We start from the raw sequence: 13,840 nt of genomic DNA on the forward strand, positions 1-13,840 counted from the left end.
CGATCTCCGGGAGTTACGAGCCCCTTCGGCGACGTCACCTTGCGAGATCGAACGGAGGCGCCTTTCACGTTTCACCCCTGAACGAGGGCGGCTCCCGCGAGTGCCTCCTACCTGAGCCGCGTCAGGCTCACTCGAACCGAGTCAGGGAGGAGCCGTCCCGGAGAGCGTGACGATGGTGGTGTCGACCTCCCCGTCGACGAGGACCGGGAAGGCCGAGACACGAAACCATAGGACTTCCCCCGTAGAGCTCGTGAGCCCCATGACGGCGCTCTGCGCTTTCCCGGTGCGGCGTGCGACGAGCGCCGGATCGGTCTCTCGGTCGAACGGGCGACGGTCGGCGCCCAAGCACGCGCAGAGGTCCACGAGCGCCGAGCGGCCCGTGACCGTGCTCAGGACGGGTCGCTCGAGGAGCCGCAGCGCAGGCTTGTTCGCGCGGACGACGATGCCCCGGCGATCGTGGACGAAGACCGGTTGCTCGAGACACTCGAGCAGCGTCTCGGCGTGCTGCGTGAGCTCGTGCACACGACGGCGCTCCTCGGAGAGCAAAAAGGCGCCCCGGCGGAGCTCGATGCGGTCCGAGATTTGGCTCGCGAGCTGGACGAGCACGTCGACCTTGGCCGGCTCGAGAATGCGCGGGACGACGTCGAACACACCGAGGGCGCCGAGCACGAGGGCGTCGGGGTTGCGCAGGGGGACGCCCGCGTAGAAGCGCACGTGGGGAGGGCCGACGACCATCGGATTGTCGCGAAATCGCTGATCTTTCAGCGTATCGCGGACCACGATCGGGAGCCCCCCGTCTACCACGTGCCCGCAGAACGCCGCGTCGCGGGGGGCCTCGGTGACCGCCAAGCCCCGGGCCGACTTGAACCACTGCCGCGTGCGATCGACGAGCGACACCAGCACGATCGGGAGCTCGAGGAGCTCTGCCGCGCACGCGGTGATGTCGTCGAAGGCCGGTTCGGGCTCGGTGTCGAGGAGGCGACATGCACGCACCGCCTCGAGCCGCCGCTCTTCCTCCTGTGACACGGTCGTCTCCATCCGCCCCTCCCTCTCGCGAGGAAGGTACCGACAAGCCGCGAGCGCGGGAAGCGCCTTCGACACACGGGCGCGCGCGCCCTTCCCTCTCCGTGGTCGTGCGAAACGCCGTACTCTCTCCGGATGAGAGCTCCTTCGGCCGCGGCCAGCATCGTCTCCGGGCTCGCGCTCTGCCTCGCCGCCGCCGACGCTCACGCGACCCCTCCTTCGCCGCCCCGAGGGAGCCCGCGCGTGCAGGAGGCGATGCACACGTACTACAGCGGCGAAAAGAGCGGCGCGTTCCAGTTCGCCGTGCCCGGGCTCGCCTCGGTCGCCGTAGGCGCGACCCTCCTCGCGATGGACACCGGCGAAGTCGCGAAGGGGGCCGCCGTCCCCATGGTCGCCTTCGGGGGTGTCGAGGTCGCCGTCGGGCTCGTGCTCTACCTCCGTACCGACGCGCTGGTCGCGCGCCTCGATCGCGACTTGATGCGGGATCCCGCGGCGTTCCGGACCGACGAGACGGCGCACCTTCGACGGGTGCGAGCGCAATTCGATACGCTCCTGTGGGTCGAGCTCACCGTGACCGGCGTCGGCGCAGGGCTCGCCGCGGTGGGAGGGCTCGCCAAGGCCGACACCGTGCAAGGCGTGGGGCTCGGCCTCGCCCTCGAGGCGTCCAAGCTCTTCCTGCTCGACGCGATCGCGGACGAACGCGCGACGCCCTACCTGCGCGCGCTCGAGGCGTTTCGTGTGAGCGGCACGAGCGACGCCTTCACCATGGGCTACGGCGCCCGCTTCTGAGGCGTCGCGGCGCTCGGCCACGGCCATGAGCACCTGGCACGCAACCTGTCCACCGCGCCGAAGCGTCACGGGAGCACGATCCTGCCTTGCCTCTCGGCCCCTTCTGGCGCCATGCTCGCGCTACCCGTGCGCTTCCCTGGCCGTCGCAAACACAAGCACTACTTCCCGGTCCACGAGCGCGATCCGCTCCTCCACCACGCGGGCGTCGACGCCCCCGAGACGAAGGTGCACGTGGTCGGCATCGACCAGACCCTGGTCGACGTCGACGCGAGGGTGCAAGAAGACCTGCTCTCGCGCTACGGGCTCTCGAAGGGGAGCTCGACGATCATCGCGAACGACGTGGCCGCGCGCCTCTACGACGAGCTCTTCGAAGGAAAGCTCATCTCGCACGAGTTCGCGGGCGGCACGGTGGGCAACACGCTCCACAACTTCTCGCTCCTCGCCGACGACGCGTCGATCCTCCTCGGCGTCATGAGCGACCCGATTCGGGTCGGCACGTCGGGCTACCGCTACCTCTCGAACACGTCGAGCCGCGTGAGCCTCGACTACCTCCAGCCCGTCGACGGCCCCATAGGTCGCTGCTTCGCCCTCGTCACGCCCGACGGAGAGCGCACCTTCGCGATCAGCGCCGGCAAGATGAACGCGCTAAGGCCGGAGAGCATCCCGCCCCAGGTGTTCGAGTCGGCGGCGGCGCTCGTCATCTCGGCGTACCTCATGCGCGCGGGCGACGGCGAGCCCATGCCCGCGGCCACCCTCCGCGCCGTCGAGCTCGCCAAGTCGCACGGTGTCCCCATCGTGCTCACGCTCGGGACGCGCTTCATCATCGCGGATCGACCCGAGTTTTGGCGCACGTTCATCGCCGACAACGTCGACGTGCTGGCCATGAACGAAGAAGAGGGCGAGGCCTTGACGGGGCTCGCCGATCCTCTCCTCGCCTGCGAGCGCGCGCTCGACTGGGCCGATCTCGTGCTCTGCACGGCGGGCCCCACCGGGCTCTACCTCGCCGGCTACACCGACGACGAAGTGAAGCGCGCCACGCGGTACCCGCTCCTCCCCGGCGCCATCCCCGAGTTCAACCGCTACGAGTTCAGCCGGCCCATGCAGCGGGCCCAGTGCCCCACCCCCATCAAGGTGTTCGCCCACATCGCGCCCTACCACGGCGGCCCGGCGCGCATCACGAGCGCGAACGGCGCGGGCGACGCGGCGCTCTCGGCGCTCCTCCACGACATGTCGGCCAACCGCTACCACAAGGCCCGTGTCCCCACGTCGTCCAAGCACGCGCGGGATTTCCTCACGTACTCCTCGATGAGCCAGGTGTGCCGGTACGCGAACCGCGTGAGCTACGAGGTGCTCGTGCAGTCGTCGCCCAGGCTCACGCGAGGCCTGCCCGAGCGCGAAGAGGGCCTGAACGACGAGGCCTACTGGGCGATGTGAGCCCGGGTTTGGTCCCGCCCTGAGCGAGCGGAGCTCGCGATTTGGGGGGGACCGCAGGCGCGCAGGCCGTTAGGCCGAGCACCTGCGAGGGGGGGCACCTCCTTTGCCGGCTCCCTCTCATTTTCTCCCTCGATTCCCCGAGGACTACGCGCGCCCTGCCTTGCGTGAGGCGCGCCGGGCGTCTATGCCGTCACGATGCGCCATCGTGCCCCGTTCGTGCTTCGTGTCGCCTCCGTCGGGGTGCCTCTCGCGCTGGCGGCGCTCGTGGGCGCGGCGTGCGGTTCGGTCGATCCTACGCCGATCGACGACGAGCCCGCGGCCGACGCGTCCCCGTCCGACACCGGCGCGCGCGACGCGGCCCAGGCCCCCGACACGAGCACCCGCGACGCTTCCTCCGCCGTCGACGCCTCGGTCGATGCCTCCGGGGACGCGACCACCGACGCCGCCGACGCCGCCCCGGTCACGTGCCCGATTTGCCGCTACCCCGGCGGCCCCGTGTCGGGCGGGAACGTCGCCGCTCAAGGCCTCGTCGAGACGAGCGGCCTCGCCGCGAGCCGCGTGCACGCGAACGTCCTCTATGCCCACAACGACTCGGGAGACACCGCGCGCATCTTCATGATCGGCACGAACGGCGCATCGCGGAACGTCGTCTCGGTCACGGGCGCCCCTGCCGTCGACTGGGAGGACATCGCCGTCGGCAAATGCCCGTCGGGGAGCTGCGTGTTCGTCGGCGACATCGGCGACAACGGAAAGTCCCGGACCGACATCGCGCTCGTGCGCTTCCCGGAGCCTTCGCTCTCGGCCACCACCGTGGCCGCCGACGTCTTCCCGCTCCGCTACCCCGATGGCCCGCACGACGCCGAGACGCTCCTCGTCGACGACGCGGGCGCCGTCTACGTGATCACCAAAGAGACGTTCGGCGCGGTGTCGCTCGTGGCGTTCGGCGTCCCGGGCACCCCTGGCACCGCCCTCACGGGCCGCATCGTGGCGACCTTCACGCCACCCACGTTCGGCGTGCCCGCGGTCACCGGCGGCGACTTCTTCGGCGGTCCCTGCCCGCGCTTGGTCGTCCGCACGTACGCGGCGCTGCTCCTCTTCGAGGGCACCTCGGGCGAGGGCCCGGCCGACCTCGTGAAGCGCCCCTTTCGCACGCTCCAAGCCCCGCTCGAGCAGCAAGGCGAGGCTGTCGCCTTCGCGGCCGACGGGCGCTCCATCTTCACGGCGAGCGAAGGCACGAGCGTGCCGCTCAACGCCTGGTCGTGCGGCCCCTGAGCTCGGTCCTCGCGGGCACGAAGAAGCTCTCGGAAACGGCAGGTCGCCCGCACGAAACCTTTGGTAACGTGCGCTCGTGGGCCCGCGGACGCCGACCAGCGCCTCTAGAAAGCTCCGCACTTTCGCGGCGTTAGGCACGATCGTGGCCTCGCTGCTCGGCGCCCCCCCCGCGCGCGCCGGGGGGCCCCTCGGCCCGCAGGGCAGCCGCATCGACACGAGCAGCTACACGATCGATCTCTTCCAGGGCCCGCTCATCGGCTCGTCCCGTGTGACGGCCATGGCCGGCGCCGTGGTCGCGATCGCCGCGGGCGCCGACATCATGACGGCGAACCCGGCCACGCCGGCCGTGCGCTACCCGTCGTCGCACTCGGTGACCGACTGGAACGCCGGCATCGAGTGGCGGTTCCCGAGCCAGCTCGGCACGACCGACTTCGACAACAACGGCACGAAGGGCTTCACTTACAACGACTTCGTCTTCCTCTCGACGAGCGGCTACGTGCAACAAGGGCCGCTCGGGCTCGGCGTCGCGCTCGACGTGCAGCAGGTCGAGCTCGGGCGCGTGAGCGGAGCGCCGGCCATCCAGGCGGCCTCGCTGCGCCTCGCGTCGCTCCACCTCATGGGCGCGACGAGCATCGGCGACGAGCTCCACCTCGGCCTCGGCCTTCGAGGCGCGTTGATGACCCTCCGCGACTCGGGGCAGTCCGAGCTCACGGCCGTCCCCGGCACCGAGGGCCTGCTCACCATGGCGGGGCTCGCGCCCGAGGTGGGCACCCTCTGGGCACCACGCGATCTGCCCATTCGCCTCGGCGCCGCCCTCCGCGCGCCCGTGATCGGCAAGGCCACGAGCAGCGACATCGCGCCCGACGCCGCGGGAGATCTGCGCGTGGGCAACCTGGTGCTCCCGCGCAGCATCCAGCGCCCTTGGGAGCTCGAGTGGGGCTTCGCGATCCAGTTCGGGCCGAGGCCGCTCAACCTGCCGTGGCTCGACCCTCGCACGATCCCACGCGCGGATCTCGAGAAGCTCCGGAGGTCCCCCGACGACACGCGCCAGGTGCTCATCAACCGCTACGACAAACGGCGCCGCGCCAAGATCCCGCGGCCCAAGCTCCTCGTCTCCACGTCGTTCCTGGTCACCGGCGCCACGGCCAACGCCGTCGGCATCGAGAGCTTCCTCGCGCAGCGGGTCGATCGCTCGGGCCGCGTGGCCACGTTCATGCCCCGCGTGGGCGTCGAGGCCGAGCCGTTCCCCGACTGGCTCTGGATCCGGGCCGGCGCGTACCTCGAGCCGACGCGCTTCGACACGTCGTCGGCGAGGCTCCACGCCACGGTGGGCGCAGAGACGCGCATCTTCCAGAGCGACGTGTTCGGCTCGTTCGACTCGCCCGTCCCCTTTCGTATGGGCGTGAACCTCGACGTGGCGCGCGACTACTACGACTGGAACTGGACGTGGGGCCTCTGGTACTGACAGGCATGGCGATGAACGACAAAACCGTGGTGGTCACCGGGGCGAACCAGGGCATCGGCAGGGTGACGGCCAAGGAGCTCGCGCGCATGGGCGCACGGGTCGCGCTCGTGTGCCGAAACGCCGAGAAGGGCCAGGCCGTCGTCCGAGAGATCGAGGCCGCGGGCGGCAAGGCGGAGCTCGTCGTCGCCGATCTCTCGATCCAAGACGAGGTGCGCAAGGCCGGCCGCGAGCTCCGCGAGAAGCTCGAGACGATCGACGTGCTCGTGAACAACGCCGGGGTGCTCGTCACCGAGCGGCGTGTCACGAAGGACGGCATCGAAGAGACGCTGGCGCTGAACCACCTCGCCTACTTCCTGCTCACCCACGAGCTGCTCGAGCCGCTCACCAAAGCGAAGAGCGCGCGCATCGTGAACGTGAGCTCGAGGGCCCACCTCCGCGCCAAACCGAACCTCGACGACATCCAGTTCTCGCGCGGGTATTCCATGATCACCGCGTACTCGCACTCGAAGCTCCTCAACGTGCTCTTCACGTACGAGCTCGCGCGGCGCCTCGAGGGCACGAACGTCACCGCGAACTGCCTCCACCCCGGGGTCATCGCGTCGGGCTTCGCGCAGACGTACGGCGGCTTCGTGGCGACGCTGGCCAAGCTCGCGCGCCCCTTCCTGATGACCACCGAAGAGGGCGCCAAGACGCAGATCTACCTCGCGTCGTCGCCCGAGGTCGCAGGCGTCACGGGCCGCTACTTCGACCGCTGCAAGGCCGTGCGCTCGAGCAGCGCCAGCTACGACGTCGACACCCAAAAGCGCCTCTGGGAGATCTCCGAGAAGCTCGTGTTCGTGCGCGACAAGAGCCTCTGGGGCACCTACGCCAAGGCGTGAGGCGCCGATTCTTCGAAGAGATACGAGCATTTACGATACATCACGACCGAGGTCACACCTTGGGCCTCCCGCGCGACGTCTCCGTATGACGCGCATCGCGCTCCTCGCCTCGCTCGCCTTGGGTGCCCTCTCCGCGTGCGAAGCCTCGCGCCTCCACGAGGCCCCGGCCCCTCCATCGAAGCCCACCGCGACGGCGACGGCGACCTCCTCCGGCGCCGCCGAGAATCCCCTCGACGCCGGCACCGACGCCCAGGCCGACGCAGCGCCCCTCCGCGCGCAGCACGAGCCCGACGGCAACGACGACGCGACGAACGAGCCCGGCGCGAGCGGCCCCAGGCTCACGTCGGCCACGCTCACCAAGGTCGGCGTGCCGCCCCTCGGCCTCACCCGCATCTGCGATCTACGCGCCTTCGGTGGCAGCCTCTACGCCGCCCACGCGAACCAGCCGCTCGGCTCCGACGGCGCGACGATCACCCGCTTCACACCCGACGCCGCGAAGCCCTTCGCCGTCGCGTTCGATTGGAACCGCATCGGCGAGCCCACGAAGGGCGGCGGCGGTGGGCAGGGCTTCTTGCGCGTGCACGCCCTCGGGGGGCGGCTCTTCGTGCCCGACGCGGATCCTCCCTACGGGGGCCTCGGCGCCGTCGACTGGGGCACCGAAGGGTACGTGTTCGTGTCGGACCGCGAGGGTACGTTCGCGCGGGCACGTTATCCCCACGCCGGTCTCCCCGGGAGACCCGACGCCGACGGGAAAGCGGGCGCCTCCGTGCTCCCGCGCGCCTACCACGTGCTCGACGTGGCCTCGTACCGCGGGCACCTCTACGCCTCGACCGGCTCGGTGCCCCCGAACGAGCGCGCGTGGCAGGGCCCGGCGCCAGGCGCGCTCCACATGGCGACTCCGGACCTCTCGCGCTTCGCGTACGCGCTCGGCTTCCCTTCGCCGTACCCCGGCGGCGTGTGGCGCCTCACCTACCTCGTTCGGTTCCGCGACAGCCTCTACGCGGGGCTCCAAGACTTCGACGGCAAGAGCCCGTTCGACTACGCGCGCTTCACGCTCCCCGAGGGGCGCGACGTGCTCCGTGAGGGCGACGGCGTGGGCAAGCGCGTCACGGATCGCGGCGCGGCCTTCACGCTGCGCTGGTATGCCGACCGCGGCGCGCTCTATTGGATCGCGGGCACGTGGGGCGGCCCGGTGACCCTCCGAAAGACCACCGACGGCGACACCTGGGACACCGTCGACCTCCCCGCCGACGTGGGCCGCCCCACCGACGTGGTGCGCTTCGGCGGCGAGCTCGTCGTGCTCACCGAGCGCGCCCTCGTGGGCCTCGGAGACGGAGGAGAGCCTGCCCGAATCGTCGCCACGATCACGGACAAGAAGAGCCCGTTCTCGCTCGACGACGCGTTCTGCGCGGCGCCCCTCGGGGTGCTCGGTGGCGTGCTCTACGCGGGCGGTCAGCGCGGCGGCGCGCTCTACAGGTTCGAGCCCGCGGCTCCGGCAGCGCCGCCTCCATGAAACCTTCGGGGGAGCGTGGGCGGCTCAGGGCTCGGGATCGCAGGCGGGCAACGCGGTCTCGGAGGGAGCCGCCGGCACGAACCCGCGCTCGAGGGCCTCGCTCACCATCGCGCGGTACGCGGCCTCGGCCTCGTCGGCGGACGGGAATTTCTTCACTCGGACGGACGCGCGCGCATCGCCGGCGCGCCCACGCGCGTAGGCGAGATGAGGGCCGTCCATGGTGAGGTCGAGCCGCTCGCTCTCGGAGCGCTCCAATCGCAACGTCGCACGCATCGGTCGATTCCTTGGGGTCGGAGGTCGGGGTCTCACGCCGGCCCTCCCCCGAGCGCGCACGCTCAGAACCGAAACGTGTAGCCTACATAAGCGCCGTTGCTGGCCACACCCGCGCGGATCCTCTCGATCTCACGCGCCGCGCGCCAGGTCTTCGGTGGGAAGAGGTAAGGCAAGAAGGCCCCCGCGAAGCCGGTGAAGGCCGGAACGATGAAGTGGACGGCGCGCTCCGACACCTCCCACTCGAGCACGCGGCCGTAGGGAGCGCCGCTCTCGATCGCCACCATGATGGGGCCGAGCGCGGCCGAGGCGAGCGCGAGCGTGAGCGCCGTGGGCCACACGCTTCGGGCCGAGCCCTCGGGGGGCGGGCCGTACGCGTTCATGCGGTCGCACTTCGGGAAGGCGAGGTACATGCCCCCAACGAGCGCGCCCACGCTGAGGCCGACGAGACCGGCGCCGAACGTACGCCCGGCGGGGAGAGAGAGGTCGCCCTTGGTGCGCGCCTCCCAGGCCTCCCACGTCTCGTTCTCGGCCTCGCGGCGCGTGCCGATCTGGCGGAAGACGGCGGTGTCGAGGGCGATGCTCGCCACGAGGCCGGCGCCGAGCCCGGAGAGGTACACCCAATCCGTGGTGCTCGCCCGCTCGCAGAGCTCGATCTCCCGGGTTTGCCGCGGGCGATAGTCGCTCGCGGCGTAGACGTAGGGCCCGGGAGGGGATGGGTCGGGAGGGAGCGCGTCCACCGTGGGGCGGACCCTACCTCAGGCCCTCGAATTCTCGAACAGGAACGTGATGGTGCGCCCGTTCAGTGCGCGGCCATCGCGCCGAAGAGCCCGAGGAGGCCGAGCATGGTCGCGCCGAACGACGAGAAGAAGACGTACGCGAGCGTCGGGGGCTCGTTCCGCTGCTTCTTCTGCTGGAGGAAGTTGTTGGCCGTGCCGATGTCGACGAAAATGCCGAAAAAGTAGCGCAAGAAGCGCTGCCCGGCGCTGTCCATCCAGCCCGCGTTCGTGGCGAGCCAGCTCCGCATCATCCAGCCGGTAACACGCGCGGTGATCGCGCCGATGCACAAGAGACCGAGAAAAATCGTAAAGAGTGCGTCCATCGCCGAGCTCCTCGTTGATGGGGTCCTACGAGCCCCCGAAACGAAGCTTCCCACGCCCACGAAAAAAACGCGCGCCCGACGAGCGCCCGCGCTCCGAGCGCGCAGGGGAGGACGCCGAAACGGCGCGAAAAGTGGCGCTTTTTTTCGCGGTGGGCCCATGCCATGCTGGGGAAATGCGCGTCCCTGGGAACATCTTCCGCGAGTACGACATCCGCGGAAAAGCCGATCGTGACCTCTCCGACGACCTCGCCACCCACCTCGGGCGGGCCCTCGCCACGCTGCTCGGCGAGGCGGCGGGCAAAGACACCCCCAAGATCGCCGTCGCGAGGGATTGCCGCCTCTCCGGCCCGCGCCTCCACGCCGCGCTCGTGAAGGGCCTCGTCGAGCGAGGGGTCCACGTGGTCGACCTCGGCATCGGCCCGACGCCGATGCTCTACTTCGGGGTGCACCACCTCGGGACCGACGGCGGCATCATGATCACCGGGAGCCACAACCCGGGCGACGAGAACGGCTTCAAGATCATGAAGGGCAAGGCGTCGTTCTTCGGCGACGACATCCAGAAGGCCCGCGCCACGATCGAAGAAGAGCGCTACGCCCCGGCCCGCGAGGGCCGCGTCGAGGAGATCGACGTGCAGGGCGCCTACACCGCCACCATGAAGGAGAAGTTCGACTTCTCCAGCGCCTCGGGCATGAAGTTCGTGCTCGACGCGGGCAACGGCGCCGGCGGCCCCCTCGCTCTCCGCGTGCTCTCGGCGCTCGGGCTCACGGCCGACCCGCTCTTCTGCGACATGGACGGCACGTTCCCGAACCACCACCCCGACCCGACGGTGCCGAAGAACCTCGAGGCGCTCGTCGCCCGCGTGAAGGAGACGAAGGCCCGCGTCGGCCTCGCGTTCGACGGCGACGCCGATCGCCTCGGCGCGGTCGACGAGAACGGCGACGTCATCTGGGGAGACAAGCTTCTCATCCTCTTCTCTCGCGCGCTCCTCGCGAAGAAGCCGGGCGCCGCGGTGCTCGGCGAGGTGAAGTGCTCGCAGACCTTGTACGACGACATCGCGAAGCACGGCGGCAGGCCGATCGTGTGGAAGACCGGACACTCGCTCATCAAGACCAAGATGAAAGAGGAGCACGCCGATCTCGCGGGTGAGATGAGCGGACACCTCTTCTTCGCCGACCGCTATTTCGGCTTCGACGACGCGACCTACGCCGCGCTCCGCCTGCTCGAGATCTTGGCCGCCGATCCTCGGCCGCTCTCCGAGATGCTCGCCGACGTGCCCAAGACGTTCACCACGCCCGAGCTCCGCGTCGACTGCCCCGACGCCATCAAGTTCGACATCGTGAAGGCCGTGACCCAGAAGTACAAGGACCGCGGCCTCGACGTGCTCGACATCGACGGCGCCCGCATCACCTTCGAGAAGGGCGGAGCGCCCACGTGGGGCCTCGTCCGCGCGTCGAACACGGGCCCCGTGCTCGTGCTCCGCTTCGAAGCGGGCACCGAGGCGCGCCTCGCCGAGATCCGCGCCGACGTCGAGGGCGCGGTCGCCGAGGAGCGAAAGCGACTTGCAGGCTGAGACCCCCAAAGAGTGGACCGTAGGCGAGCTCTGTCGCTGGGCCACCGACGACTTCAAGGCGCGAGGCCTCGAGAGCCCGCGCCTCGAGGCCGAGCTGCTCGTGGCGTTCGCGCTCGGGATCTCGCGCATGCAGGTCATCGTCGATGGCGCGCGGCCCCTCGCGAAGGACGAGCTCACGAAGCTGCGTGAGCTCGTCAAGCGGCGCCGCGCCCACGAGCCCATGGCCTACCTCCGCGGGGAGCGTGAGTTCTACGGGCACGTGTTCAAGGTCGACAAACGCGTGCTCGTGCCCCGGCCCGACACCGAGACCCTCGTCGACGTGGCCAAGGAGCGCACGGCCCACGTGGCGATGGGCGGGCGCATCCTCGACCTTTGCACGGGCTCGGGGTGCGTCGCCATCTCGCTCGCCAAAATGCGCCCCACGGCCGACGTCGTCGCGACCGACCTCTCCCCGGACGCGCTCGACGTGGCCCGCGAGAACGCGCGGCGCCTCGGCGCGTACAACGTGTCGTTCGTCTTGGGGGATCTCTTCGGCGCGATCGACGCCGCGGGCCTGCCTTGGCACCCGCCCGTGTTCGAGCTCGTGGTGTCGAACCCGCCGTACATCGCCACGGCCGAGTGCGAGACGCTCATGCCCGACGTGCGCGACTTCGAGCCGCGCCTCGCGCTCGATGGCGGCAAGGACGGCCTCGACCTCGTGCGCCGGATCGTCCGCGACGCGCCCCGCTACCTCGTGCCGACGGGCGTGCTCGCCCTCGAGATCGGCGCAGGCCAGGCCCCCGACGTGGCGAAGATCCTCGAAGGCCACGGGTACACCGAGATCGTCAAGACGAAGGACCTCGCCGGGATCGAGCGCGTCGTGAGCGGCGTCCGGCCATGATGCGGTTCGGGCCCGCCGCGGGCGCGCTCGTGCTGAGCCTCGTCGGGCACATGAGCCTCGCACGGTGGGCCGAGGACCACTCGGAGCGCCTGCGGAAGAACCGCAAAAAAGCGAGAAGTATCGCGCTCTTCGTCGCTTGCCTCGGCCCGCTCGTGCGGGCCGTGTCGATCTACACGGGGCACGGCCAGGGGCTCTCGCCGTACGCGCTCATCGAGGTCACGCTCGTCGCCTTCGCGGGCTCGACGGTGGGCATCATGAAGACGCTCTTCTGGCTCTACGGGAAGGTCGCGTACCTCGTGCGCCGGCGCACGCTCGGCCTCGGTAGCGCCGCTCCACGAGCACCGCACGGCGAAGCGGCCCCCGATGCCGTCGCCGCGACCCCCGAGACCACCGAAGCCGCATCGCGCGATGCGGGCCCGAGCGAGGCGCCCACGTCCACGCACGCGAGGTTCGAGCGCGAAGAAGAAGAGCGCGTGTCGCGGAGGCTCGTGCTCGAGCGCGCCGTGGGGCTCTCGCTCGTCGCCGGCAGCACGGGGGCCATCGGGTGGGGCATCGTGCGTGGCCGCCACGACTTCCGTGTCGAGGAGGTCGTGGTGAAGATCCCGGGCCTCTCCCCGAAGCTCGACGGGTACACGATCGCGCAGGTCTCCGACATCCACACGGGCACGTTCGTGACACCGCGCGAGCTCGCCGAGGGGTTCGCGAAGGTGCGGGAGATCCGCCCGGATCTCGTGGTGGCGACGGGCGATTTGGTCGATCACGATCCCGCGTACTGCGACCTCTTGGCGCGTGAGCTGATGAAGCTCCCATCCCGTGACGGCGTCTATGCCATCTACGGGAACCACGACTACACGACCGGGCACGCTGCGGTCGCCGAGGCCCTCTCGCGCGCCGGCGTCCGCCTCCTCGTGAACGACGGGCTCGCGATCCGCGCCGCCGAGGGCGGCTTCGCCTTGCTCGGCCTCGACGAAATCTGGGGCCGCTACTGGGGCAAACCGGGGCCCGATCTGGCCCGCGCCGCCGAGCGTGTCCGCGAGACGGACCTCCCCCGCATCGTGCTCTCGCATCAGCCGAAGACGTTCCGCGACATGGCGGGCAAGTGCGCGCTCCAGCTCTCGGGCCACACACACGGCGGCCAGATCAACCCCGGGTTTCGCCCCGCGGATCTCGTCTTCGAGTTCGTCGCGGGCCGCTACGAGCGCGCGGGCTCGACGCTCTGGGTGAACCGCGGCTTCGGCACGGCGGGCCCCCCGTCACGCGTGGGCGCGCCCCCCGAGGTGACGAAGGTCGTGCTCGTCTCGGGGTGAGCGGGAGCGGCTGCCGCGACCTCCTTGGGTAGGGAGGAGGCCGACGATCCCCCTTGGCCTACCAACCAAGCCGAGATCCACCATCTCCGTGCCCGCCGCGCAGGCGCTCGTCGATTCTTAGCAACGACTCGGCCCGGCCCGCCGACCCCACCACGACGAGACGCTCGCAGGGAGCGGCCCGGCGAACGGTCCCTCGTTTTCGTTCGCCGCCCGATCCACCCTCCCTGCAGCGTCTCGTCGTTCCCTCGTCTCGGTGCGCTACTGGCCGCGCACACGGAGCGAGGTACTTGACCTAGCGACTGGCGTAGCGTGCGACAACGTCGCTTCGGGGGCGGT

At 70.4% G+C, this 13,840-nt stretch carries 13 protein-coding genes; 9 read left to right on the top strand and 4 right to left on the bottom strand.

From position 1 onward, the window contains the following. Positions 1 to 141: 141 nt before the first annotated feature. Positions 142 to 1,026: a GAF domain-containing protein gene (locus IPK71_36775; GenBank protein MBK8219313.1), complete on the bottom strand. Its 885-nt coding sequence runs from the start codon at positions 1,024 to 1,026 to the stop codon at positions 142 to 144. Positions 1,027 to 1,158: 132 nt separating this feature from the next. On the opposite strand from IPK71_36775, the gene IPK71_36780 reads away from it, so the two are divergent. The 6 genes from IPK71_36780 to IPK71_36805 all read left to right on the top strand — a co-directional run bounded on the left by IPK71_36780 (position 1,159) and on the right by IPK71_36805 (position 8,374). After that, positions 1,159 to 1,812 carry a hypothetical protein gene (locus IPK71_36780; protein MBK8219314.1) on the top strand — a complete coding sequence of 218 codons (654 nt, stop codon included), beginning with the start codon at positions 1,159 to 1,161 and terminating at the stop codon, positions 1,810 to 1,812. Between the two features lie 126 nt (positions 1,813 to 1,938). Further along, positions 1,939 to 3,246 (top strand): inosine/guanosine kinase, encoded by a 1,308-nt coding sequence (locus tag IPK71_36785; GenBank protein MBK8219315.1) that lies wholly within the window; start codon positions 1,939 to 1,941, stop codon positions 3,244 to 3,246. Positions 3,247 to 3,441: 195 nt separating this feature from the next. Next, the gene (locus IPK71_36790) at positions 3,442 to 4,518 is read left to right on the top strand and encodes a hypothetical protein (GenBank protein MBK8219316.1); all 1,077 of its coding nucleotides are present in this window, start codon (positions 3,442 to 3,444) and stop codon (positions 4,516 to 4,518) included. A 142-nt stretch (positions 4,519 to 4,660) separates the two neighbouring features. Next, a complete protein-coding gene (locus tag IPK71_36795; GenBank protein ID MBK8219317.1) occupies positions 4,661 to 5,983 on the top strand; it encodes a hypothetical protein in 1,323 nt (440 codons plus the stop codon). Positions 5,984 to 5,988: 5 nt separating this feature from the next. After that, positions 5,989 to 6,861: an SDR family oxidoreductase gene (locus IPK71_36800; protein MBK8219318.1), complete on the top strand. Its 873-nt coding sequence runs from the start codon at positions 5,989 to 5,991 to the stop codon at positions 6,859 to 6,861. An 85-nt stretch (positions 6,862 to 6,946) separates the two neighbouring features. Further along, a complete protein-coding gene (locus IPK71_36805) occupies positions 6,947 to 8,374 on the top strand; it encodes a hypothetical protein (GenBank protein MBK8219319.1) in 1,428 nt (475 codons plus the stop codon). Positions 8,375 to 8,398: 24 nt separating this feature from the next. Here IPK71_36805 and IPK71_36810 read toward each other — a convergent pair whose 3' ends face one another. The 3 genes from IPK71_36810 to IPK71_36820 form a co-directional block, all read right to left on the bottom strand. Continuing rightward, a complete protein-coding gene (locus IPK71_36810) occupies positions 8,399 to 8,647 on the bottom strand; it encodes a hypothetical protein (GenBank protein ID MBK8219320.1) in 249 nt (82 codons plus the stop codon). Between the two features lie 62 nt (positions 8,648 to 8,709). Further along, positions 8,710 to 9,384: a hypothetical protein gene (locus IPK71_36815; GenBank protein MBK8219321.1), complete on the bottom strand. Its 675-nt coding sequence runs from the start codon at positions 9,382 to 9,384 to the stop codon at positions 8,710 to 8,712. Positions 9,385 to 9,446: 62 nt separating this feature from the next. Next, on the bottom strand, positions 9,447 to 9,746 hold the full coding sequence (locus IPK71_36820; GenBank protein ID MBK8219322.1) for a hypothetical protein: 300 nt from the start codon (positions 9,744 to 9,746) through the stop codon (positions 9,447 to 9,449). 173 nt (positions 9,747 to 9,919) lie between these two features. Here IPK71_36820 and IPK71_36825 point away from each other — a divergent pair, with 173 nt between their 5' ends. Genes IPK71_36825 through IPK71_36835 form a run of 3 tightly spaced genes read left to right on the top strand, consistent with a single transcriptional unit; the run spans position 9,920 to position 13,504 of the window. After that, positions 9,920 to 11,317 carry a phosphomannomutase/phosphoglucomutase gene (locus IPK71_36825; protein ID MBK8219323.1) on the top strand — a complete coding sequence of 466 codons (1,398 nt, stop codon included), beginning with the start codon at positions 9,920 to 9,922 and terminating at the stop codon, positions 11,315 to 11,317. Continuing rightward, positions 11,307 to 12,197 carry a peptide chain release factor N(5)-glutamine methyltransferase gene (prmC, locus tag IPK71_36830; protein MBK8219324.1) on the top strand — a complete coding sequence of 297 codons (891 nt, stop codon included), beginning with the start codon at positions 11,307 to 11,309 and terminating at the stop codon, positions 12,195 to 12,197. Before IPK71_36825 ends, prmC begins: the two co-directional genes overlap by 11 nt. Then, positions 12,194 to 13,504, top strand: coding sequence for a metallophosphoesterase (locus tag IPK71_36835; GenBank protein ID MBK8219325.1), 1,311 nt, complete (start codon positions 12,194 to 12,196; stop codon positions 13,502 to 13,504). Before prmC ends, IPK71_36835 begins: the two co-directional genes overlap by 4 nt. Positions 13,505 to 13,840: the final 336 nt, after the last annotated feature.

This window comes from Myxococcales bacterium (assembly GCA_016712525.1).
Lineage (GTDB): Bacteria > Myxococcota_A > Polyangia > Polyangiales > Polyangiaceae > JAAFHV01.